Consider the following 23489-nt stretch of genomic DNA (forward strand, 5'->3'; position numbering starts at 1 on the left):
CGGTCAGCCCAGCCAGCCCTCCGCCTTGGCCCGGGCCACGGCCTGGGTGCGGCGTTGTACGCCGAGCTTGACGTTGATCCGCCGCGCGTGGGTCTTCACCGTGTGCAGGGAGATGTACAGCTGTTCGGCGATCTGCTGGTTGGAGTGGCCCTGGGCGATCAGCCCGAGCACTGCCAGTTCGCGCTTGCTCAGCAGCGATTCGCTGGCCGCCTGGGGGTGGCCGGCCTCGGCGGCGACGGCCCTGAGCAGGCCCGGCCGCCAGGCCGGGTGCTGGCTCAGCCAGGCCGGCTGGCGGCGTTGCAGGGCCAGCAGCGGCATGATCTGGTGCTGGCGCTCGGCCTCGTCCACGGCCATGCGCAGCAGGGCGTCGGATTCGGTGATGCGGCCGCCGAGGTACAGGGCCTCGGCCTGGCACAGCCGGGCCTGGGTCGCCAGGCTGTGGTGGCCGCTGCGCCGGCAGTCGTCGTGCAGTTCCTGCAGGGCGGCGAGGGCGGTCGCGGTCTCGCCCAGCGCCAGTTCGGCCTGGGCCAGGTACAGGCGCGCCCGCGGCAGCAGGTCGTAGAAACCCGACGGGGCGAGCAGCTGTTCGTTCTCCAGGCGCAGGCGCACCCGCAGGAAGGCGCTGTGCGCCTGTTCCGCATCGCCCTGGTTGAGCAGGAGGCAGCCGTTGGCCAGCTGGAGGATTTCCCGGTAGCGCACCTCGGGCACGTGGAGCAGCTGCATCTGCCGCTCGGCGCGGCGCAGCAGGCTCTGCGCGCTGTCGGGGTCGCCGCGCAGGCCGGCCAGTTCGGCCAGGCCGAGGTAGCCGAACAGCAGGTAGGCGTCCGCGCAGCTCTCGGCTTCCTGCAGGCCCTGGATCAGCATGGCCTGGGCCTCCTCGGTTTCGCCCCGGGTGACCAGCAGGGTGCCGCGCAGCAGCAGCAGGCGGGCCAGCACGGGGCCGCGGTGGGAGGCGTCCTGCAGCAGCTGCAGGCATTGCCCGGTCAGTTCGAGGGCGCGTTCTCGCTCGCCGAGCATGGCCAGCAGGTGGATGTGGTCGACGCTCAGCAGCGACTCGAACAGCACGTTGCCTTGCAGGCGCGCCAGGCGCAGGCCCTCGTGGTTGTAGTGCTGGGCGTTGGTCAGGTCCAGCTCGGCCATGGCCTGCTGGGTCAGCGCCTGGTGGCAGAGGATGCGTTGCGACCAGGCCGATTCGTGCAGCACTTCCAGCGCCTGCAGGCAGTGCTGGCGGGCGCTGGCCTGGCCGGCCTGGCGCTGCAGCACGCCGAGCACCGCCTGGTACTGGGCGATCAGCTGTCGCTGGCGGCGGGCGTCGGGTTGCGGCATGAAGCGGGCCAGCTCGGCGATGCAGGCTTCCACCTCGTCGAGGCGGGTGCAGATGATCAGCCCCCAGGCCGCCAGGGTGATCAGGCGTGGCGTGCTGTTGAACAGGCTGGCCGGCAGTTCGTCGCGCCAGTGCAGGAACTGGGCGACGCTCTGGCCGATGAGCAGCTGGCCGTGACCGTAGCGCTGCAGGTAGTTGGCGGCCACGTCCGGCTGCTCGGCCAGCAGCGCATGCTCGGCTGCCTCGCGCACGTCGCCGCGGTTGGCGAACCACTGGCAGGCGCGCACGTGGGCCTGCAGCGGCGTCTGGCCGCCGGGCAGGCGCTTGAGCATGGTCGCCAGCGGGCGCCACAGGCGGAACCATTCGCCGCAGCTGTCCAGGCCGTGGAGGAACAGCTGGCGCTGGCGCAGCTGTTCGAGCACGCCGGCGCCGCCGTGCTCTTCCAGCAGGTGCTCGCAGAGCCCGGCGGAGAAGCGCGGCATGTGCGCCAGCACGAACAGGGCGTGCATCAGCGGCGGCGGCAGGGTGGCCAGCACTTCGCGTTCGAGGTACTCCAGCAGCAGGGGCGTGCCGGCGGCCAGGCGCTGGCCCAGGTTGTCGGCGGTGCCGCCGATCAGCAGCAGGCAGATGCCGGCCAGCCAGCCCTCGCTGTTGTCCAGCAACTGGCCGGCCAGGTTCTCGGGCAGGACCTGCTGGCGCTGTTGCAGCAGGCGGCCGAGTTCTCCCTGGTCGAGGGCCAGGGCGTGGGCGTCGAGTTCCTGCAGGTCGCCCTGCAGCAGCAGGCGCGGCAGGTTCCAGGCCGGCCGGCGGCGCCCGCCGATCCACCAGCGCAGGGTGTGCGGGGCGCGTTCGAGCAGGCGGTCGAGGCAGGCGTCCAGTTCGGCGCAGGGCTGGCGCGGGTAGTCGTCGAGGATGATCCACAGCGGTTGTTCGACCCGGCCGAGCAGCAGGCCCAGTTCGGCGCAGGGTTCGCCGTCGCCGTGCGGCAGCTGCAGGGCGGCGGCCAGGCGGGCGAGCAGTTCGGCGGGGCTGTGGGGATGGCCGAGCAGGTCGAGCCAGACCACCCGGGTGCCGATCGGCGCCTGGCGCGCACAATCGTTGAGCAGCACGCTCTTGCCGAAGCCGGCGGGGGCGCAGACCAGGGTCAGGCGGCAGTCGCCGGCCAGCAGGTCGCGGGTCAGGCGCGGACGGGCGATGTGCGCCGCCGGCAGGCGGGGCAGGGACGGGTCCGGCTGGCGGGGCGCCATGGCCGGATGCAGGGCGCGAACCTTCTGGTGCATGGTCGTGGCCTCGGCTCTTGTAGTTGTTGTCGCGAGAGGTCGATCTTATCCAATTCGATGTCCGCGGGAGCGTCGCGGACAAAAAAGGCGACCACTGGGGTCGCCTCAAGTTGGAGCAGCGTTGCGATGTAGCTCAGCGTACGCCGGCGTTGCGAAGGGCCGCCGGGGTGAAGTCGACCGCCGAGGCCGGCATGCCGAACTGCGGCGCGCTCTTCTCCTCGTTGGCCATGCCGATGGCCAGGTAGCGGCCGGCGATGATGTCGTACAGGGCCTCGAAGGCGTAGGCCGGTACCTGTTGCTCGTACTGCTGCACCAGCATGGCCTGGCCGATGCGCCACAGCTGGCCGCGGCCGTCGTAGTGCTCGGAGACGGCGATCTGCCAGTTGTCCTCGTCGATGAAGAAGCGGCGCTTGGCGTAGATGTTGCGCTCGCCGGACTTCAGGGTGGCCTCGACTTCCCAGACGCGGTGCAGCTCGTAGCGCGCCAGGTCCTGGTTGGTGTGGCCGGCCTTGACGATGTCGCTGTACTTCACCTCCGGCGACTGCAGCTTGTAGTTGTTGTAGGGGATGTACAGCTCGCGCTTGCCGACCAGCTTCCAGTCGTAGCGGTTCGGCGCGCCGTTGAACATGTCGAAGTTGTCGGAGGTGCGCATGCCGTCGGCGGCGGTGCCCGGACCGTCATAGGCGACCTGCGGCGCGCGGCGCACGCGGCGCTGGCCGGCGTTGTACAGCCAGGCCATGCGCGGCTCGGCGATCTGGTCCAGGGAGTCGTGCACCAGCAGCACGTTGCCGGCCAGGCGCGACGGCGCGGTGACGCGCTGCTTGAAGAACAGCAGGGCGTTCTCGGCCTTCTTCGGGTCCAGGCCCTTGGTCGAGCCGGGCACCGCCACCTCGTCCTCGAACTGCACCAGGGTGTAGGAGCCGTTGGCCTGCGGCGCGGCCTGCACGATGCTGCGGCGCATGTTGCCGCCACGGTAGCGGGTGATGTGGTTCCACAGCACTTCCAGTCCGTTCTGCGGGATCGGGAAGGCGTAGTTGCGGCTTTCGGAGAAGCCCTTCAGGCCGTTGCCGCCCTCGATCAGGCTGGTGTTCACGGCGCTCTTCCTGGCCGCCTCATAGATGCTGTCCGGCACGGCCGCGGTGCGGTGCGTGGGGTAGACCGGCATCTTGTAGGTCTCGGGGTAGCGCTTGAACATGGCGATCTGGCCTTCGGCCAGCTTGTCCTTGTACTGGTCCAGGTTCTGCGCGGTGATGGTGAACAGGGGTTGTTCGCTGGCGAACGGGTTGCCGAGGAAGCCGCCCGGGAGCATGGGTGCGGCGTTCTTGGGCAGGCCGCCGGTCCACTCCGGGATGCTGCCGTCGGCGTTGCCGGCTTTTTCGGCGCCGAGCGGGGTGAGGCTGGTGCCGAGCTTGGCGGCTTCTTCCGGCGAGACGGCGGCGAGCACGCTGCCGGCCAGCAGGGAGAGGGTGAGGGCGCTGATCAGTTGTCTTGTTGTTTTCATGCTGACTGATTCTCTGTGGAGCCTGATTAGAAGTTCACGCCGACGCTGAACGCGAGGAAGTCGCGGTCGGTGATCGGGTTGTAGTCGCCGCCGAAGAAGTCGGTGTAGGAGAGGCTGGCGGTGTAGGTGTTGCGGTACTCGGCGTCGACGCCGATGCTGACCGCCTTGGAGCCTTCGTTGAACACCGGGCCGTAGCCGTCCACGTCGTGCGACCAGGAGACGTTGGGCTTGAGGTTGATGCCGGCGATCACGTTGCTGTAGTCCCACACCGCGCGGGCGCGATAGCCCCAGGAGGTGTTGGTGAAGAAGCCGTGGTAGCCGTATTCGTTGGCGGAGGCGATGTTGGACGCGCTGGTGCCGTAGGGCGAGCCGTAGATGGAGTCGCGGCCGTAGCGCAGCTGGTCCTTGCTCTCCAGGCCGCCGATGTGGGTGGCCCCGATCTCGCCCACCAGGGTCACGCGGTCGGCGCCCATCACCTGGTCGAAGAAGTGGGTGAAGGTGGTCTGTACCTGGGTCACTTCCTTGCGGTTGTAGCCACGGCTGATGGCGTCGGCCTGGGCCAGCGCGCCCGCCAGGCCGCCGGTGGCGGCGGCGCCGGCCACGGTGGTGGCCAGCTTGCCGGTCATGTCGGTGGTGTTGATCTGCACCGGCATGTTCGGCCGGTAGCTGATCTCGCCCTGCCAGGCGGTGCCGGTGGGCAGCGAGGTGGAGAAGCTCAGGCCGTACAGGCGGATGTCCTCGGGGTATTCGAGGAAGTAGCTGCCGCGGCCCAGCAGGATCGGCTGCGCCAGGGCGCCGCCGGCGACGGTCAGGGCCCGGTTGATGTCCGCCGCGCCGGCGTTCTGCATGCTCAGGTTGGGCGTGCGGCTGTGGTAGTTCAGGAAGTAGGCGGCGTATTCCGCGTCGTCGCCCATCCAGCGCAGGGCGGCGCCGAACTGGCCGCTGTCGCGCGGGTCGCGGTCGCCGCCGCGGTTGACCAGCAGGCCTTCCGGCTCGACGCGCACGCCCAGGGAGGCGAGGGTCGACTGCAGGCCCATCAGGGTCCTGACGGTGTTGGCGTCGAGGATGTTGTAGTTGTCGTCGCAGCCGTCGGCGACCACGTCGGCGCTGGCGAAGAAGGTGCCGCAGTTGTCGGCCACCGTCTGGTCCCACTCGATCTGGTAGAAGGCCTCGGCGGAGAGCTGGTCGGTCAGGCTCTGCGACAGGTAGAACATGTTCACCGGGATCAGGCCTTCCTTGATCTCCGCGCCGGGACGGCGGAAGGCGGCGGCGTCGATTGGGTTGATGGCGTTGATGCTGTTACCGATGAAGGTGCTCTCGCCCCAGCTCACCACCTGGCGGCCCAGGCGCACCGAGCCCGGCAGATCGCCGATGCTGTAGTTGTGGTAGACGAAGGCGTCGAGGATTTCGGCGCCGGAGGACTGGGCGGCCTCCTTGCGGTTGTGGTCGTCGATGCCCTTCCACTGACGGTTCTCGTCCTTCAGCTCGAAGTCATACCAGTACTTGCCGCGCACGAACACGCCGGTGTCGCCGTATTTCAGTTCGAGGTCGTGGATGCCCTTGAAGATCTTCGAGAAGGTCTCGCCCTTCTTGAAGTTGAGGCGGCCGTCGTCACCGGTCTGGGTGAAGCCGGTGCCACCGTTGGCCTGGCCGACCAGGTCGCGGTCGGCGCTGCGCATGGCCCAGCTGGCGCCTACCGACATGGACGAGTCGAACTGACCTTCGATTTCCCCGATGTTGAAGTTGACGGCGTACGCCGGAGCTGCGGCTCCGAGGGCGATGGCCAGGGCGAGGGTGTGCGGCTGGAAGATTCCGGGCCTTGTTGTTTTTGTCATGAGGCTCTCCGTGAATGGGGGTGCAACTGCCAGCACCCTACCCAGCGGATGACAGACGCATAAGCGCACCAAGGACGTATTTGCCATGTCATCCGAAAGTATTAACGGCGTTGCCCGGTGGGCGCTGGCGCCAGCCAGAAACCACCTGAATGGATGGTCATCAGCGAAACCCCATGGACAGGGAAAGGTGATTTACCCACTGCGGGTGGCCGCCCGTAGGGTGCGCCGCGCGCACCGGCCGTAGCCCGGATGAAATCCGCGAGCGGTCAGTCGATACCGCGCATGCGGAGACAGAAAAAAGCCCCGCCGGGGCGGGGCTTTTCGAGGCTGGGGCAGGGGGCCGTCAGGCGGCGCCCAGGGACCATTGCTGCAGGCGCTGCAGGCTTTCGCGGTAGGGGTTCAGGCCGCGCCAGAGCAGGATGATGGACGACACCACGGCGATCGCGGTGACGATCAGCAGCGAGTAGCGCAGGGCGTTGTCGTCGGCGAACACGAAGTCGGTCACCAGCGCCACGGCGGTCGGGCCGAGGCCCAGGCCGATCAGGGTGATGACGAACAGGTACAGTGCCGAGGCCTGGCCGCGCATGGAGTTGGGCATGATCTCCTGGATCGCCGCCGGCGCCACGCCGAAGGGCATGCTCAGGCAGAACACGGTGGGCGCCATCAGCACGCTGGCCCAGAACGCGTCGCCCATCAGCGGGAAGGCGAGGACGAACGGCAGCGAGCCCAGCGCCGCGTAGAGGCCCACGCGCATGTTGGCGTCGCTGCGCCCGCGCTTGGCCAGCCAGTCCGCCAGGCGCCCGCCGAAGACGATGCCGAGGCAGCCGAACACCGCCACCAGGGAGCCGTAGACGATGCCCACCTGGCCGGCGTCCCAGCCATAGGTGCGGATGTAGAACGTCGGAATCCAGGCCGCGCTGCCGTAGCCGGCGAGGGCCAGGCCGGCGAAGCCGAAGTTGTGGCACAGCACGGTGCGGCGGTTGCTGCGGATATAGCGGCCGACCTCGGCCAGCGGCACCGCCACACCGGCGCCGATACCGCGCCGGGCCGGTTCGCGCACGGCCAACATGAGCAGGGTGAATAGCACGCCGGCGCCACCGAGGATGAGGAAGATCAGCTGCCAGGGGCGCACTTCGCCGAGCAGCGGCAGCACCACGTCGCCCTTGGCGGAGGCGAACTGGATCACCAGGCCGCCGAGCAGGAAGGCAATGCCCGAGCCCAGGTAGACGCCCATGGAGTACACGCTGATGGCGGTGGCGCGGCGCTCCGGCGGGAAGCTGTCGGCGATCAGCGAATAGGCCGCGGGCGACAGGGCCGCTTCGCCGACACCCACGCCGACCCGGCACAGGAGGAACTGCCAGTACTGCTTGGCCATGCCGCAGGCGGCGGTGGCCGCGCTCCAGAACAGCACGCCGACGGCGATCAGGCCGCGCCGGCTCTTGGTGTCCGCCAGGCGCCCGAGGGGGATGCCGCACACCGTGTAGAACAGCGCGAAGGACAGGCCCATCAGCAGGCTCATCTGGGTGTCGGTGATGTCCAGGTCGCGCCGGATCGGGCCGACCAGCAGGTTGAGGATCTGTCGGTCGATGAACGACAGCACGTAGGCGACCATCAGGATGGTCACGGTGACCCAGGCGGAAAGACTGGAGGGATAGCCGTTGTTGTTATTGGACATGGTCAGGGGCTCCGCGGCGCCGTAGTGGCACGCTTTGGGGTGACTGGTGTGACCCCAGCTTAGGACCGGATAACCAAGACTTAGTATCGCCCGAAGGTACTATCAGCAAATTGAATCAGGTTGATACCCGCTCGCTGATGACGGTTACCCCATGCGTCACGGCAGGCGGGCAGCAGTCTTTTTAGCGGGACGGCCAGTATGGCGGCGGTCCTTGTGAGAGCGGTTTTTGTGGGAGCGGCCTTGGCCGCGAATGGACTGGCAGGAAAGCTTCGCGGCCAAGGCCGCTCCTACAAGGCAGTTGCGCTCACAAAGGCCGCGGCGATGGATCGACAACAGGTGCTCAGATCACCGCATCGCGGCGCAGGTCGGCGATCTGTTCGGCGTCCAGGCCGAGCAGGCGCTGCAGCAGGGCCTCGGTGTGCTCGCCGAGCAGCGGCGGGGCGAGGCGGTAGTCCACCGGCGTGGCGGACAGGCGCAGCGGGCTGGCCACCTGCGGGGTGACGCTGCCCATGGAGTTGGGCATGTCCACGCGCAGGCCGCGTGCCTGCACCTGCGGGTCGGCGAACACCTGGGCCAGGTCGTTGATCGGCCCGCAGGGCACGCCGGCCGCCTCCAGCAACGTGACCCATTCGGCGGTGGTCCTGAACACCGTGGCCTGGCGCAGCAGCGGGATCAGTTCGGCGCGGTGGGCGACCCGCGCCTTGTTGGTGGAAAAACGCGGGTCGTCGGGCAAAGCCGGAAGCCCGGCGACCTCGCAGAACTTGCGGAACTGGCTGTCGTTGCCCACGGCGAGGATGAAGTCGCCGTCGGCCGTGGGGAAATCCTGGTAGGGCACGATGTTCGGGTGGGCGTTGCCCAGGCGCTTGGGCGCCGCGCCGGTGGCCAGGTAGTTCATCGCCTGGTTGGCCAGGCAGGCCACCTGCACGTCGAGCAGGGCGACGTCGAGGTGCTGGCCCTGGCCGCCCTGCTCGCGGGCGTTCAGCGCGGCCAGCACGCCGACTGTGGCGTACAGGCCGGTGAGGATGTCGGTCAGCGCCACGCCGACCTTCATCGGCCCAGCGCCTTCCTCGCCGTCGGGCTTGCCGGTCAGGCTCATCAGCCCGCCCAGGCCCTGGATCATGAAGTCGTAGCCGGCACGCTTGGCGTAGGGACCGTCCTGGCCGAAGCCGGTGATCGAGCAGTAGATCAGTCGCGGATTCACCGCCTTCAGCGACTCGTAGTCCAGCCCGTAGGCGGCCAGGCCGCCGACCTTGAAGTTCTCCAGCACCACGTCGCACCGGGCCGCCAGCTCGCGCACCAGGCGCTGGCCTTCGGGCTGGGTGAAGTCCAGGGTCAGCGACTGCTTGTTGCGGTTGGCGCACTGGAAGTAGGCCGCCTCGCGGCTGTCGTTGCCGTCGGCGTCCTTGATGTAGGGCGGACCCCAGTGGCGGGTGTCGTCGCCCGTGCCCGGGCGCTCGACCTTGATCACCTCGGCGCCGAGGTCGGCGAGGATCTGCCCGGCCCAGGGGCCGGCCAGCACGCGGGACAGGTCGAGGACGCGGATATGGGACAGGGCGCCGGGCATGGCGAGACTCCTGGGTAGAGGCACGGTATGGATAGCTCCCTCTCCCTTTGGGAGAGGGTTGGGGTGAGGGATTTCCAGGCCGCTCCGCGCCGCCTATGACACCCTCACCCCCGGCCCCTCTCCCAGGGGGAGAGGGGAGGTCAGGTCAGAAGAACGCCTGGATGCCGGTCTGCGCGCGGCCGAGGATCAGCGCGTGCACGTCGTGGGTGCCCTCGTAGGTGTTCACCACCTCCAAGTTGACCAGGTGGCGGGCCACGCCGAACTCGTCGCTGATGCCGTTGCCGCCCATCATGTCGCGGGCCAGGCGGGCAATGTCGAGCGCCTTGCCGCAGCTGTTGCGCTTCATGATCGAGGTGATTTCCACCGCGGCGGTGCCCTCGTCCTTCATCCGGCCCAGGCGCAGGCAGCCCTGCAGGGCCAGGGTGATCTCGGTCTGCATGTCGGCCAGCTTCTTCTGGATCAGCTGGTTGGCGGCCAGCGGGCGGCCGAACTGCTGGCGGTCCAGGGTGTACTGGCGCGCGGTGTGCCAGCAGAACTCGGCGGCGCCCAGGGCGCCCCAGCTGATGCCGTAGCGGGCGGAGTTGAGGCAGGTGAACGGGCCCTTCAGGCCGCGCACGTCGGGGAAGGCGTTCTCTTCCGGGCAGAACACGTTGTCCATCACGATCTCGCCGGTGATCGAGGCGCGCAGGCCGACCTTGCCGTGGATCGTCGGGGCGGAGAGGCCTTCCCAGCCCTTCTCCAGCACGAAGCCGCGAATCTCGCCCTGGTCGTCCTTCGCCCACACCACGAATACGTCGGCGATGGGGCTGTTGGTGATCCACATCTTGCTGCCGGTGATGCGGTAGCCGCCGTCCACCTTCTTCGCCCGGGTGATCATCGAGCCCGGGTCGGAGCCGTGGTTCGGCTCGGTCAGGCCGAAGCAGCCGATGTATTCGCCGCTGGCCAGCTTGGGCAGGTACTTTTGCCTGGTCGCCTCGTTGCCGAACTCGAAGATCGGCACCATCACCAGCGACGACTGCACGCTCATCATCGAGCGGTAGCCGGAGTCGACGCGCTCCACTTCGCGGGCGATCAGGCCGTAGCACACGTAGTTCAGGCCGCTGCCGCCGTACTCGGCGGGGATGGTGGCGCCGAGCAGGCCGGTCTCGCCCATCTCGCGGAAGATCTTCGGATCGGTCTGCTCATGGCGGAAGGCTTCCAGCACGCGCGGGGCCAGCTTGTCGGCGGCGAACTGCTGGGCGCTGTCGCGCACCATGCGTTCTTCCTCGGTCAGCTGCTGGTCCAGCAGGAGCGGGTCGATCCAGTTGAAGCTTGCCTTGGCGGCCATGGGCGAATCCTCGAAACGGTGGCAGGACAAACCGGCACGTGGCCGGGCGATGGAGAGAGACTAGGCCGCCCGCCCGCCAGGGGCAAACGAGGATTTCGCACGCTGTTGTGCGAATAACTCACTCCGAGATAGCCTGAGCAGGCATTTTCTTCTTCTTCGAGTGAGGTCATGGCATAGATGCGCCGCAGGATTCCCAGTACCGCCGCCCTGGTGGCCTTCGAGTCGGCGGCGCGCCACCAGAGCTTCACCCGGGCGGCCGACGAGCTGGCGCTGACCCAGAGCGCGATCTGCCGGCAGATCGCCGGGCTGGAGGAGTTCCTCGGCATCGAGCTGTTCCGCCGTTCCCGGCGCGGGGTGCGGCTGACCGAGGCGGGGCTGGCCTACAGCCGCAAGATCGCCGCCCAGCTCGACGCGGTGGAGCGCGACACCCTGGCCGCCATGGGCCAGCAGGGGGCGATGGCCATCGAGCTGGCGGTGGTGCCGACCTTCGCCACCCAGTGGCTGGTGCCGCGGCTCAAGGACTTCCAGCGCCTGCACCCGGAGGTGACGGTGCACCTCACCAACCGCACCCGGCCCTTCCTGTTCGCCGACACGGTGTTCGATGCCGCGATCTATTTCGGCGATGCCGAGTGGTCCGGCACCGAGGCGCATTTCCTCATGCCCGAGGAGCCGCTGCCGGTGTGCAGCCCGGAACTGTTGCCGCAGGGCGGAACGCTCGGGGCCATCGAGCTGGCGGCGCTGCCCCTGCTGCAGCAGAGCACCCGGCCCTACGCTTGGCGGCAGTGGTTCGCCGCCCAGGGCCTGAGCGTGTCGCACGACCTCGGCGGGCCGCGCTACGAGCTGTTCTCCATGCTCGCCCAGGCAGCCAGCCATGGCATGGGCGTGGCGCTGATCCCGCCGTTCCTGATCCAGCGTGAACTGGCCGAGGGCCGCCTAGTGCCGGCCCACCCGGCGGCGCTGCACAGCAGCGACAAGGCCTATTACCTGATGATCCCCGAACGCAAGGCCGAGTCCGCCGCGCTGCTGGCGTTCAGGGACTGGCTGCTGAAGGCGGCGCGGGAGTATCGACAGGGCTGAAGGTTGTCGGACCTGAGCGGGTCAGGCGCGAGAAGTGCGCGCGTGATCCGTAGGGTGCGCCGCGCGCACCGATAAACCCGCAGCTCCGATGTTCTGCTGTTTACCCAGCTGCATGAAAGTTTTGGTTTCGCCCATGCGGGTGAAAGCAGGGTGTCGGAGCACTCGGTAATCGGCTGGAAGCCCACGCGCCCCCGGATTTCATCCGGGCTACGACCGGTGCGCGCGGAGCACCCTACGGCGAGTGGCCATGAAAAAGACTCTGTCCACGTAGTTGTTGCACAGCTTGTGGGAGCGGATTTATCCGCGAATTTCGCGGCCAATCGGAATGCCGTCCAGCCGCTCCCACAAGAGCAGAATTACGCCACCAACACATAACGGGTACATAGCCATGAAAAAGGCTGTTTCCCCGTTAGAGGTTGTAGTGTCCTGACCTCTTCTGGATTCCCGCCTGCGCGGGGATGACGAGGTAGAGGTGGAGTTTCTTCCGAAACCGTCATTCCCGCGAAGGCGGGAATCCAGGGGCAGGCAGCTGCAGTGTTCAGTCAGACAGAGGCGCTTGACCGCGCAACCCGTCGGCGGTGCCGCGATCGATTGCGCTGGTGGGTTACGGCCTGCGACCGCCCTACGGGTTCCTATTGATATTGCAGGCAGACCGTTTCCGCAGGGCAGTTGTAGTGTCTGCAACACGCCAATGGGCGCATAGCCATGAAAAAGCCGGGCAAGGCCCGGCTCTTTCATGCGTCGGTGATCGCTTAGCGCGAGCCGGCGACCTGACCCATGGATATCCACTGGCCGGTCATCGAGCGGGTGTGGCGATCCACCGTGGTCGGCGCGAAGGCGCGGCCGGAGCTGCTGGCCAGGGCGTTGCTGCCGCTGTTCATGTCGAGCAGGGCCGCGCGCAGGAACTTCCAGCGGGTCTGGAGCTTGGCTACCGCGGGGTTGCCCTTGCCCTCCAGCGAGCCGAGCTCCTGGTCGATCTTCGGCACCAGCACGCGCTCATCCTGGCCGACGTAGTTGTCGGTCTGCTCGCGGGCGATCTCGAAGCTGCCGATATAGGAGCGGCTGAGGTATTGCACGGCCAGGTATTCGACCTGGGCCGGCAGTTCGCCAAGGGGATCGGCGTTCGGCACAGCGCGCGCCACGGTCAGCAGGTCACGCAGTGACTGGGCCAGATCCGGCGGATAGCTCCAGGGCATGTTGTCTTCTTTGGGGCCAAAGGAAACACCCCGGCGTAACTGGGTAACAAGTTTGTTGGTCAGGCCGGGTATTTCCGAGCTGGCGCTCATCGCGGCCTGGGCCGCCGTCTCCAGATCGGCGATGTCCTTCTCCAGGCGAGTCAGATACTCCTCCTGGAAGCCTTCCCCCCTGACCAGCAACAGGCTGCTGGTGGCTCTGCTGGCATACACCTGCACTTGCTCGGCGGCCGTCATGGCGGCTGCCTGGGCAATTGCCGAAACGCTTGCCAGAATCCCTAACGTGATGGAAAAAATCAATCGAATCAAAGGATTACGATTCATCCCCCGGTCGCTCCTTGTTATTCTTGTCGGCGCGTGTCTATCGGTTGGCAGAGGCCGTCCGCGCGGTGGCAACAGCCTACTGCGCTTGCAATAGCAAGGGATGAGCCAAAAGAGTGATTTACATCGCAATTTCGATGTCGCGAAGTCGGCGCGTCCGCGTCTGTGCTACTCGCGCATCCACCCCGCCCCGGAGCGGGCGCTCCGGGGTGGGGTGGGCGGAAACCGCCGCGCATGCCACGCGGCGCTGGGGACGGGTCAGGCGCTCGGTTGCTGCTGCCAGACCTTGGGCTTGAAGTAGAGCGTCTCGCCACGGGCCAGCCCGGCCAGGCTGTCGTGGTCCTTGACCACCTCGGCTTCGATCAGCTCGTCCTGGCCGTCGACCTTGAGGGTCACCCGGGTGATGGCGCCCAGCGGACGGATGTCGCGCACCTCGGCGCTGCGATGTTCTTCCACCGCCTGGCGCGACAGCGAGACCTCGTGCGGGCGGAACAGCAGGTGCTGGTCCTCGCCGATGTGCAGGCGGTTGGAGTCGCCGAGGAAGTGGTAGACGAAGTCGCTGGCCGGCTGCTCGTAGACCTCGCCGGGCGAGCCGATCTGCTCGATCACGCCCTTGTTCATCACCACGATGCGGTCGGCCACTTCCATGGCTTCTTCCTGGTCGTGGGTGACGAACACGCTGGTCAGGTGCACTTCCTCGTGCAGGCGCGCCAGCCAGCGGCGCAGTTCCTTGCGCACCTTGGCGTCGAGGGCGCCGAACGGCTCGTCGAGCAGCAGCACCTTGGGCTTCACCGCCAGGGCGCGGGCCAGGGCGATGCGCTGGCGCTGGCCGCCGGACAGCTGCTCCGGGTAGCGGTCGGCCAGCCAGTCGAGCTGGACCATGTTGAGCAGCTCGTGCACGCGCTCGGCGACTTCCTTCTCGCCGGGCCGCTCGCCCTTGGGCTTCATGCGCAGGCCAAAGGCGACGTTGTCGAACACCGTCATGTGGCGGAACAGGGCGTAGTGCTGGAACACGAAGCCGACGTTGCGATCACGCACGTCGTGGCGCGACACGTCCTCGCCATGGAACACGATGTTGCCGGTGTCCGGGGTCTCCAGGCCGGCGATGATGCGCAGCAGGCTGGTCTTGCCGCAGCCGGACGGGCCGAGCAGGGCGACCAGTTCGCCGCTCTGGATGTCCAGGTTGATGTCGTTGAGTGCGCGGAAGGCGCCGAAATTCTTGGTGACGTTGCGGATTTCGATCGACATGAAAACTTACTCCTCGTCGTCTGCGGATTTCAGACGGGACAGGCGGGATTCGCTCCACTGCTTGAGCAGCAGGATGATCAGGGCCAGGGCCAGCAGCAGGCTGGCCACGCTGAACGCGGCGACGTGGTTGTACTCGTTGTAGAGGATTTCGACGTGCAGCGGCAGGGTGTTGGTGTAGCCACGGATGTGCCCGGACACCACCGACACCGCGCCGAACTCGCCCATGGCGCGGGCGGCGCACAGCACCACGCCGTAGATCAGGCCCCATTTGATGTTCGGCAGGGTCACGTGCCAGAACATCTGCCAGCCGTTGGCGCCGAGCAGGCGCGCGGCTTCTTCCTCCTGGGTGCCCTGTTCCTGCATCAGCGGGATCAGCTCGCGGGCGACGAAGGGCACGGTGACGAACACGGTGGCGAGGACGATGCCGGGCAGGGCGAAGATGATCTGGATGTCGCGTTCCTGCAGCCATTCGCCGAAGAAGCCCTGGGCGCCGAACAGCAGCACGTAGATCAGGCCGGCGATCACCGGGGAGACGGAGAACGGCAGGTCGATCAGCGTTACCAGGATGCTCTTGCCGCGGAACTCGTACTTGCTCACGCACCAGGCGGCGGCCACGCCGAACACCAGGTTGAGCGGCACCGAGATGCCGACCGCGAGCAGGGTCAGCTTCAGCGCGCTGATCGCGTCCGGCTCGACCAGCGCGGTGAAGAAGGTGCCGAGGCCGAGCTTCAGCGCCTCCGATAGCACCACGTACAGCGGCAGCAGGAGGAACAGGGCGAAGGCCAGCCAGGCACCGATGATCAGGGCGAGACGCCCGGTGGCGGTGCCGCGGCGGGCAGCGTTGGCGGCCGCGCTGGCCGTCAGGGTCGTACTGGACATGGCGGCCTCCTCACGGGCGTTCGATGCGGCGCTGCAGCAGGTTGATCAGCAGCAGCAGGATGAACGAGACCACCAGCATCAGCACGCCGATGGTGGTGGCGCCGTGGTAGTCGTACTGGTCGAGCTTGACCATGATCAGCAGCGGCAGGATCTCGGTCTTCATCGGCATGTTGCCGGCGATGAAGATGACCGAGCCGTACTCGCCCACGCCGCGGGCGAAGGCCAGGGCGAAGCCGGTCAGCCAGGCCGGCAGCAGGGCCGGCGCCAGCACGTGGCGGAACACCTGGAACGGCTTGGCGCCGAGGCAGGCGGCAGCTTCCTCGACCTCGCGCGGGATGTCCGCCAGCACCGGCTGGATGGTCCGCACCACGAAGGGCAGGGTGACGAAGGTCAGGGCCAGGGTGATGCCCAGCGGGGTGTAGGCGATCTTGAAGCCCAGCGCGGTGGCGAACTGGCCGACCAGGCCGGCCGGCGCATAGAGCGCGGTGAGGGCGATCCCGGCGACGGCGGTGGGCAGGGCGAAGGGCAGGTCGATCATCGCGTCGATCAGCCGGCGGCCGGGGAAGTCGTAGCGCACCAGCACCCAGGCCAGCAGCGTGCCGATGATGCCGTTGAGGACGGCGGCGTAGAAGGCGGTGGAGAAGCTCAGTTTGAGCGCGGCGATCACCCGCGGCGCGGAGATGATGGTCCAGATCTGATCCCAGCTCAGCTGGGCGGCATGCACGAACATGGCACCCAGGGGAATCAGCACCAGCAGGCTGAGGTACACCAGGGTGTAGCCCAGCGTCAGCCCGAAGCCGGGTATGACGGGGGAAATGCGGCGTGACATAAAACCTCAGCGGCAAGTTTCAAGCTGCAAGCGACAAGTAAGAGCCCGTTCACGTCTGGCTGGAAGAGATAGGCGCCATTGTAGGAGCGGCCTTGGCCGCGAAGCTCTTCTGGCTTTGCCCCGATTCGCGGCCAAGGCCGCTCCTACAGTGGGTTTCCGGATCGTGAACAGGCTTCCAGGGCGCCACCGGCGACAGCCCGCTTGCAGCGTGGGGCGTGTCGCGGGTGGCTGCGCACGTCAGTGCGCCTGGTAAATCTGGTCGAAGATACCACCGTCGTTGAAGAACTTCGGCTGGGCTTCCTTCCAACCGTTGAAGTCCTTGTCGATGGTGACCAGCTTCAGCTGCGGGAACTGCTTGGCGAACTCGGCCGCCACCTGCTCGTTGCGCGGGCGGTAGAAGTGCTTGGCGGCGATGCGCTGGCCTTCGTCGCTGTACAGGTACTGCAGGTAGGCGGTGGCGACTTCGCGGGTGCCCTTCTTGTCGACGTTCTTGTCGACCACCGCCACCGGCGGCTCGGCCAGGATGGACAGGCTCGGCGCGACGATCTCGAACTGGTCGCCACCCTGTTCCTTCAGGGCCAGGAAGGCCTCGTTCTCCCAGGCCAGCAGCACGTCGCCGATCTGGTTGTTGACGAAGGTGATGGTCGAGCCACGGGCGCCGGTATCCAGCACCGGGACGTTCTTGTACAGCTTCTCGACGAACTCCTTGGCCTTCTCCTCGCTACCGTACTGCTGCTGGGCGTAGGCCCAGGCGGCCAGGAAGTTCCAGCGGGCGCCGCCGGAGGTCTTCGGGTTCGGGGTGATGACTTCCACGCCGTCCTTGGTCAGGTCGCCCCAGTCCTTGATGCCTTTCGGGTTGCCCTTGCGCACCAGGAACACGATGGTCGAGGTGTAGGGAGTGCTGGATTGCGGCAGGCGGCTCTGCCAGTCCTCGGGGATCAGCTTGCCGAGCTTGTACAGCTCGTCGATGTCGCCGGCCAGGGCCAGGGTCACCACGTCGGCGCGCAGGCCGTCGATCACGGCGCGGGCCTGCTTGCCGGAGCCACCGTGGGATTGCTGGATGGTCACCGCTTCCTTGCCCTGGGCGGTCCAGTGCTTGTTGAAGGCGGCGTTGTATTCCTGGTACAGCTCGCGGGTCGGGTCGTAGGAGACGTTGAGGATCTCCGTGGCGGCGACGGTCGGGCCGGCGAACAGGGCGGTGGCCAGCGCGGCCAGGGCGAAACGGCGAATGGACATGGTGCTGCTCCTGAGAATTGCGGATCTGCTGTTGTTCTGAGTTGGCGTTCTTCGGGGGGCTCTATGTCAGCGGCGCATTCGCGCCCGACTGTGGCGAGGCCGCTGCCGGGATGTGCTCGTGGCCTGCTCGATGCTGCGGTTCATTGCGTCCTCCGGTGGTCCAGTCGGGTGTCGCTGGATCAGGCCTGCTTGCTGTTCTGGGCCTGCAGGCGGAATTTTTCCTTGCGCTCGATCTGCACGACCTGGCCGTTGTGGACGGTGATCTCCACCGAGCCGAATCGCAGGCCCTGCAGGGCGGACTGGATTTCACGCAGGATGCCGGCTTCGTCCTGGCCTTCGACGCTTCTGAGGGTTGCGCTCATGACTCTGCTCTCCATTGGATGGGGCCCGGGGTTGGGCGTGGAGCGGATATTAGGGGCAGACGATTTAGTCTTAAAAAGAATATTTAATGATTTATTTATTCGTTTAAGGACTATGCGAGGCGAGACCGCGAATTGCCGCCGGGGGTTCCCGTGATCTTGACCGTGGCGTCGAAATTCCTGCCGCTCGTCACAACGCCCTGCTTCCCCCATCGCCAGCGCTCCGGGAGGGCGCATAGTCTTGCCCGATGAACGTGACGAGGCGGCGTCCGATGGACGACAACGAACAGGCTCCGAGCGAACTCGAGACCCTCACCCTGGCCCTGCTGCACAGCCGGGGCGAGGTCGAGCGCCTGCGCGAACGCGAACAACTGGTGGGCAGCCTGCTGGCCGGCCTCAACGCGGTGCTCTGGGCGTTCGACTGGGAGCAGCAGCGGATGGTCTACGTCAGCCCGGCCTACGAGCAGATATTCGGCCGCAGCGCCGCGCTGCTGCTGGCCGACTACAACGAATGGCTCAACAGCATCTACCCGGACGACATGGAGTACGCCGCGCGCAGCCTGCAATCGGTGCTGGAAGTGGGCTCGGTGGAACAGCGTGAATACCGCATCATCCGCGGCGACGGTGAGGTGCGCTGGCTGAGCGACAAATGCTTCATCAGCCCGCCGAGCCTGTTCGATGGCCGCTCGCTGATCGTCGGCATCGCCGAGGACATCACCGAGAAGAAGACCCTGCAGGGCGAGCTGCACCGCCTGGCCACCAGCGACGTGCTGACGGGCGCCAGCAACCGCCGGCATTTCTTCGAATGCGCCGAAGCGCTGTTCGCCGAATCCTGTTCCAGCGGTCGGCCGTTGTCCTTCCTGCTGCTGGACATCGACGACTTCAAGAAGATCAACGACAGCCACGGTCACCAGGCCGGCGACCGCGTGCTGCAGCGAGTGGCCCATTGCGCCGCCTACGTGCTGCGCCGCGACGACCTGTTCGGGCGCATCGGCGGCGAGGAGTTCGCCGCCATCTTCCCCAACTGCGACGCCCAGCAGGCGCGCCAGGTGGCCGAGCGCCTGCAGCGGGAAGTGCAGCGCCTGCAGTTCAGCAACGACGGCGAGACCTTCGGCGTGACCATCAGCCAGGGCATCACGGTGCGCGGCGAGGGCGACGAGCTGGACGACCTCTATGCCCGCGCCGACGCCGCCATGTACCAGGCCAAGCGGCAGGGCAAGGACTGCATCGTACTGGGATGATCGGTGTAGGGTGCGCCGTGCGCACCGGCGGCCCGGATGCGCTGCGCACGGCGCACCCCACATCGAGCGCCTTGGATGAAATCGAAAGGTCTTTAAATTCACTCAAGGAATAAGTAAATGAATTCTTATTCCTTAACTTGTGTTTCATCCCTGCCTAGACTGGCCTCCGAAACCTATCGAGGAGGCCCCAGCCATGGCCAGCCAGACCACCCGCTACCTGATCCTGCCCGGATGGCAGGGCTCGCCCGACGACCACTGGCAGAGCCACTGGCAGCGCAGCCTGCCCCATGCCCGCCGGGTCGAGCAGGCGGACTGGGACAATCCCGATCCGCACGCCTGGGTCGCCACCTTGGAACGCGAAGTGGCGGCGGCCGGCGGGCCGTTGATCCTGGTGGCGCACAGCCTCGGCTGCGTCACCGTGGCGCGCTGGGCCGCGCAGGCGCCGCTGGCCCTGCTGCGCAAGGTGCGCGGCGCGCTGCTGGTGGCGCCGGCCGACGTCGAGCGGCCGAACTGCCCCGAGGCGCTGCGCGGCTTCGCCCCCATCTCGCGGGACCTGCTGCCGTTCCCCAGCCTGCTGGTGGGCTCGGACAACGACCACGCCGCCAGCGCCCCCCGCGTGCTGCAGATGGCCCGCGACTGGGGCGCCGTGCCGGCCATCCTGCCGGGCGCCGGCCACATCAACGTCAAGTCCGGGCACCAGCGCTGGGAGCAGGGCTTCGCCTACCTGTACCGCCTGCAGCGGCAGATCGAGCAACTGGAACGCATGCGCGCATGAACCCCGCCGACCGCGCGACGCGCCTGCGCGCGCGTCGGCGCCGCATCCACTTCATTCCCATCTGAGCCGCTTCGCGGCGGCTCGCATCGAACGAGATATCGCAATGAGCCGCCCCGCCTTTCCCCAGCAGTCGCTGCTGACCTTCGCCGACACCGAAAAGAGCCCCCTGAGCATCCGCGCCAAGGCGCTGGTGTTCGTCGACTCGCGTTCGCGCCAGCTGCGTGAGCAGGCCAACGCGCTGGCCGCCGCCGAGCTGCCGGTGCTGATCGTCGGCGAGACCGGCACCGGCAAGGAGCTGCTGGCCCGCCACGTGCACCGCGAGAGCGAGCGCGGCGGCCTGTTCGTGGCCGTCAACTGCGGCGCCATCAGCCCGCAATGGGGCGAGGCCGAGCTGTTCGGCCATGCCGCGGGCGCCTATTCCGGCGCCGCCAGCAGCCGCGCCGGCTGGTTCGGCTCGGCCAACGGCGGCACCCTCTACCTGGACGAGATCGCCGACCTGCCGCTCGGCCTGCAGGACAAGCTGCTGGCCGCGCTGGAGACCCGCGAGGTGCAGCGGGTCGGCGGCCACCAGGCGACCCCGGTGAACGTGCGCCTGGTGACCGCCACCAGCATCGACCTGGCGCAGGCGGTGGCCGCCGGCAAGTTCAGCGAGCGACTGTTCCTCTACCTCAACGAGGGCCGCCTGGAACTGCCGGCGCTGCGCGAGCGGCCGGGGGACATCCTGCCGCTGGCCGAGTATTTCATCGGCATCTACGCCCAGCGCCTGGGGCTGGACATCCCACAGATCGGCACCGAGGCCCAGGCGGCCCTGGAGGCCCATCCCTGGCACGGCAACACCCGCGAGCTGGAGAACGTCATCCACTTCGCCCTGCTGGTCAGCAGCGGCGAGGAAATCCTGCCGCAGCACCTCAATCTGCCGGCCAGCGCCCCGCTGCAGGGCCTCGAACAGCAGCTGGCGCGGCTGAGCTTGGCCGAGCGCGCGGCGCTGCTGCAGCGACTGAGCGCCTAGACGGCGCTCAGGGCCTGTTTACGATCCTTTGAGCAGCACGGTTTTTACTGAAACCTTGCTTTCCAGCTCGTCCCCTGGCGCAGGCCGGGGTCCAGAAAACCGACAGGCGACTCGGCGCGGGCAACTGGATACCGGCCTGCGCCGGTATGACGGGTTGTGCAGCCCCACGCGGGCGGCTGGCCAGGTTCGGAAAGATCGTAAGCGGGCTCTCAGGAGTAGAGCGAGGGCGTCGGCGGCAGGCCGCTGGTCAGCCACTGACCGATGTCGCGCACCTTGTAGTCCAGCGGGTCGTGCAGGCTGTGCACCCGCACGTTGCGCCAGAAGCGGTCGAAGCCGTAGCGCGAGGCGGTGGAGCGGGCGCCCATGGTCTCGAACACCTGGCTGGTGATCTCCAGCGCCGCGCGGGCGGAGGCGACCCGCGCCTCGGCGATCAGCAGCGCCACTTCGCCGCGCTCGGCGGCGCCGAGGGCGGGCTTGTCCCAGGCCTGCTGCAGGCGCTCGGCGGCCAGTTCGGCCTGCAGCAGGGCGCCGCGGTAGAGCAGCCAGAGTTCGCCGTAGCGCTTCTGGATGAACGGGTCTTCGCTGGCCTCGCTCACGCCGGCACCCAGCCAGGGCCGAGCCTGCTCGCGCAGGTAGCGCAGGGCGCCGTCCAGCGCGCCCTGGGCGTTGCCCAGGTAGAGCTGGGTGAGGATCAGCTGCGACACGCACACCCGCAGGCTGCTGCGCGGGCTCTGGCCGCCGGAGACCAGCAGCTCGTCGCGGTCGACGAAGACATTCTCGAACTGCACCGTGCCGCTGTCGGTCTGGCGCTGGCCGAAGGCGTCCCAGTCGTCGTTGACGGCCAGGCCCTCGCGCTGCGCCGGCAGGATCAGGAACACCCGGTCGGTGGGGCCGCCGCGAGGGGCACTGACCACCAGGGCGTCGGCACCGAGCGCGCCGGAGCAGAAGGACTTGCGCCCGTTCAGCTCGAAATGCTCCTCGCGGGCCGTCAGTTCCAGACCCAGGTCGCGGCCGTTGGTGGCATTGCCCCAGAACCAGCGCTCGCGCACCGCCCGGGTCAGCCAGTGGCGCTGTTGCTCGGCGCTGCCGTGGAGCAGGATGGTGGCGACCTGAAGGTGGTTGAAGGCGAACAGGTGGGCCAGCGAACTGTCGGCCGCCGCCAGGTGGCGGACGATGCGGTAGATCTCCGGCCAGGAGCGTTCCTGGCCATCGAAGCGCTGCGGTATCGCCAGGGCCAGCAGGCCGCTGTCGCGGACCAGTTCCCGCTCGGCGCGGGCGTGGCCGCCACGCCGGTCGCGCTCCACCACGTTCTCCGCCAGCCGGCGGGCCAGGCGCTCGACCTTGGCGGTGAGGTTGCCGAAGTCGACGGGGAACAGCCGGGCATCCAGCAGCGGCTCGGCCAGCGGATGCAGATGGCGCGCATCACTGGCCATCGCGCGGCTCCGGCTGCCAGACGGCCACGTCGGTGGCGTCCACGCGCCTGGGCAGCAGGCCCTCGTCGAAGAAGGCGTCGGCGATCTTCTGCTGTTCGCCCAGGCCGTCCCGGCGCACCGGGCCGACCCGGTAGCTGCGGCGGGCGTTGGCCTGCTCGACGATCGCCGGGTCGAGGTTGCCCCACAGCGGGCCGAGAATCCGCGCCGCCTCGGCGGGGTGCGCGCGCAGCCAGTCGCCGGCCTTGACCAGCTCGGCGTAGACGGTTTCCAGCACCTGCGGGTGGGCCTTGGCGAAGGCGCTGCTGGTCAGGTAGTAGCGCTGGTAGCTGGCCAGGCCCGCGCTGTCCGCCAGGGTGCGGGTCGGCAGCTGGCGCTGGGCGGCGCTGAGGAAGGGTTCCCAGGTGACCCAGGCGTCCACCTTGCCGTTCTCGAAGGCCGCGCGGCCGTCGGCCGGGGTCAGGTAGGCGGGCTGGATGTCGCTGAACTTCAGCCCCGCCTTGGCCAGCGCGGCGATCAGCAGATAGTGCGAGCCTGCGGCCTTGGTCACCGCCACCTTCTTGCCCTTCAGCTCGCCGAGGCTGCGCAGCGGCGAGTCCTCGCGCACGAGGATCGCCTGGGCGGCGGGCGAGGGCGCCTCCTGGGCGAAGTAGGCGAGCTGGGCGCCGGCGGCCTGGGCGAACACCGGCACGGTATCGGCGACATCGGCGGAGAGGTCGACGTTGCCGACGTTGAGCGCCTCCAGCAGCGGCTGGCCGCTGGCGAACTCGTGCCAGCTGACCTTGATGTCCTGGCCGGCGAAGGCCTTTTCCAGCGTGCCCTGGCTCTTCAGCAGGCTGATCAGGGTGGAGGATTTCTGGTAGCCGATGCGCAGGGCGGTTTCCGCCTGGGCCGGGGTGGTGAGGGCGGCGAACAGGCCGAGGCTAAGGCCGATGCCCAGCAGGACGCGGCGGGGCAGGGAATGGCGGGACATGGGAGACCTCTTGTTGTCATGGCGTCCCGGCCATGGCGAGGCGGCGGAACACGAAACTTCCTGGGGAAAAATGCGAGAAGTCCGGTGGTCCGGTAGGTGAAAGCTATTCGATCTGAAAAACGGCCGACAAATACTTTTCGGGAATTAGCTTATGGAGCGATGCGGCTTCGCTGTTTATTCTTTTTAGTTTCATAAAAGTGAAAAATAATTCTTTTTGGCGCTTACAGAAATCCCCTAGATTGAGCGCCAAGCCGCAAGCGGGTTCCCGCTGCGCGCCCCGATAACCCCATAAAGCGGGCCCGCTTCGCCGTACGGGCCCCATACCAAGACAGAAAGACAGCATCCGGAGCATCAGCATGAACAAATCCTCCCTGGCTCTCGCCGTGGCCCTCGGCGTGATCGCCCAGCAGGCT

19 protein-coding genes are annotated in these 23489 nt (G+C 67.7%); 4 read left to right on the forward strand and 15 right to left on the reverse strand.

Features of this window, described 5'->3' with window-relative positions; translation table 11 throughout:
• Positions 1-3: 3 nt before the first annotated feature.
• The 6 genes from N5D30_RS22365 to N5D30_RS22390 all read right to left on the reverse strand — a co-directional run bounded on the left by N5D30_RS22365 (position 4) and on the right by N5D30_RS22390 (position 10506).
• Positions 4-2604, reverse strand: coding sequence for a LuxR C-terminal-related transcriptional regulator (locus N5D30_RS22365; protein ID WP_279910728.1), 2601 nt, complete (start codon positions 2602-2604; stop codon positions 4-6).
• 133 nt (positions 2605-2737) lie between these two features.
• Positions 2738-4105, reverse strand: coding sequence for a DUF1329 domain-containing protein (locus N5D30_RS22370; RefSeq protein ID WP_279905814.1), 1368 nt, complete (start codon positions 4103-4105; stop codon positions 2738-2740).
• A 26-nt stretch (positions 4106-4131) separates the two neighbouring features.
• Positions 4132-5940: a DUF1302 domain-containing protein gene (locus tag N5D30_RS22375; RefSeq protein ID WP_220811224.1), complete on the reverse strand. Its 1809-nt coding sequence runs from the start codon at positions 5938-5940 to the stop codon at positions 4132-4134.
• A 343-nt stretch (positions 5941-6283) separates the two neighbouring features.
• Positions 6284-7615: an MFS transporter gene (locus tag N5D30_RS22380; RefSeq protein WP_279910729.1), complete on the reverse strand. Its 1332-nt coding sequence runs from the start codon at positions 7613-7615 to the stop codon at positions 6284-6286.
• Between the two features lie 340 nt (positions 7616-7955).
• Positions 7956-9179, reverse strand: a complete 1224-nt coding sequence (locus N5D30_RS22385; protein ID WP_279910731.1) for a CaiB/BaiF CoA-transferase family protein — start codon at positions 9177-9179, stop codon at positions 7956-7958.
• A gap of 145 nt (positions 9180-9324) precedes the next feature.
• Positions 9325-10506, reverse strand: coding sequence for an acyl-CoA dehydrogenase (locus N5D30_RS22390; protein WP_279910732.1), 1182 nt, complete (start codon positions 10504-10506; stop codon positions 9325-9327).
• Between the two features lie 177 nt (positions 10507-10683).
• Here N5D30_RS22390 and N5D30_RS22395 point away from each other — a divergent pair, with 177 nt between their 5' ends.
• Positions 10684-11583, forward strand: a complete 900-nt coding sequence (locus N5D30_RS22395; protein WP_279910733.1) for a LysR family transcriptional regulator — start codon at positions 10684-10686, stop codon at positions 11581-11583.
• Between the two features lie 752 nt (positions 11584-12335).
• Here the strand turns inward: N5D30_RS22395 and N5D30_RS22400 are convergent.
• From N5D30_RS22400 to oscA, 6 genes are all read right to left on the reverse strand, one after another.
• Positions 12336-13013, reverse strand: coding sequence for a hypothetical protein (locus N5D30_RS22400; protein ID WP_262880319.1), 678 nt, complete (start codon positions 13011-13013; stop codon positions 12336-12338).
• Positions 13014-13355: 342 nt separating this feature from the next.
• Entirely contained in the window at positions 13356-14345 is a 990-nt protein-coding gene (locus N5D30_RS22405; protein WP_279910734.1) for a sulfate ABC transporter ATP-binding protein, read from the reverse strand.
• Positions 14346-14351: 6 nt separating this feature from the next.
• A complete protein-coding gene (cysW, locus tag N5D30_RS22410) occupies positions 14352-15224 on the reverse strand; it encodes a sulfate ABC transporter permease subunit CysW (protein WP_279906021.1) in 873 nt (290 codons plus the stop codon).
• Positions 15225-15234: 10 nt separating this feature from the next.
• The gene (gene cysT, locus N5D30_RS22415) at positions 15235-16053 is read right to left on the reverse strand and encodes a sulfate ABC transporter permease subunit CysT (protein ID WP_220811232.1); all 819 of its coding nucleotides are present in this window, start codon (positions 16051-16053) and stop codon (positions 15235-15237) included.
• A gap of 237 nt (positions 16054-16290) precedes the next feature.
• Positions 16291-17289, reverse strand: a complete 999-nt coding sequence (locus N5D30_RS22420; RefSeq protein ID WP_220811233.1) for a sulfate ABC transporter substrate-binding protein — start codon at positions 17287-17289, stop codon at positions 16291-16293.
• 179 nt (positions 17290-17468) lie between these two features.
• Positions 17469-17651, reverse strand: coding sequence for a sulfur starvation response protein OscA (gene oscA / locus N5D30_RS22425; protein WP_220811234.1), 183 nt, complete (start codon positions 17649-17651; stop codon positions 17469-17471).
• Positions 17652-17920: 269 nt separating this feature from the next.
• Here oscA and N5D30_RS22430 point away from each other — a divergent pair, with 269 nt between their 5' ends.
• From N5D30_RS22430 to N5D30_RS22440, 3 genes are all read left to right on the forward strand, one after another.
• Positions 17921-18889 carry a sensor domain-containing diguanylate cyclase gene (locus N5D30_RS22430; protein WP_220811235.1) on the forward strand — a complete coding sequence of 323 codons (969 nt, stop codon included), beginning with the start codon at positions 17921-17923 and terminating at the stop codon, positions 18887-18889.
• 193 nt (positions 18890-19082) lie between these two features.
• Entirely contained in the window at positions 19083-19664 is a 582-nt protein-coding gene (locus N5D30_RS22435; protein ID WP_220811236.1) for an alpha/beta hydrolase, read from the forward strand.
• Positions 19665-19767: 103 nt separating this feature from the next.
• Complete coding sequence (locus N5D30_RS22440) at positions 19768-20673, forward strand: sigma 54-interacting transcriptional regulator (RefSeq protein ID WP_279910735.1); 906 nt, start codon at positions 19768-19770, stop codon at positions 20671-20673.
• A gap of 209 nt (positions 20674-20882) precedes the next feature.
• On the opposite strand, the gene N5D30_RS22445 is transcribed toward N5D30_RS22440, so the two are convergent.
• The 3 genes from N5D30_RS22445 to N5D30_RS22455 all read right to left on the reverse strand — a co-directional run.
• The gene (locus N5D30_RS22445) at positions 20883-22106 is read right to left on the reverse strand and encodes an acyl-CoA dehydrogenase family protein (RefSeq protein ID WP_279910736.1); all 1224 of its coding nucleotides are present in this window, start codon (positions 22104-22106) and stop codon (positions 20883-20885) included.
• Positions 22096-23076, reverse strand: coding sequence for an aliphatic sulfonate ABC transporter substrate-binding protein (locus tag N5D30_RS22450; protein WP_279910738.1), 981 nt, complete (start codon positions 23074-23076; stop codon positions 22096-22098). Before N5D30_RS22450 ends, N5D30_RS22445 begins: the two co-directional genes overlap by 11 nt.
• Positions 23077-23179: 103 nt before the next feature.
• Positions 23180-23489, reverse strand: a 310-nt coding sequence (locus N5D30_RS22455) for a hypothetical protein (protein ID WP_279910741.1), incomplete at its 5' end; no start/stop codon positions are given.

This window comes from Pseudomonas sp. GD03875 (assembly GCF_029840585.1).
In the GTDB taxonomy this organism is placed as follows: Bacteria; Pseudomonadota; Gammaproteobacteria; order Pseudomonadales; family Pseudomonadaceae; genus Aquipseudomonas; species Aquipseudomonas paralcaligenes.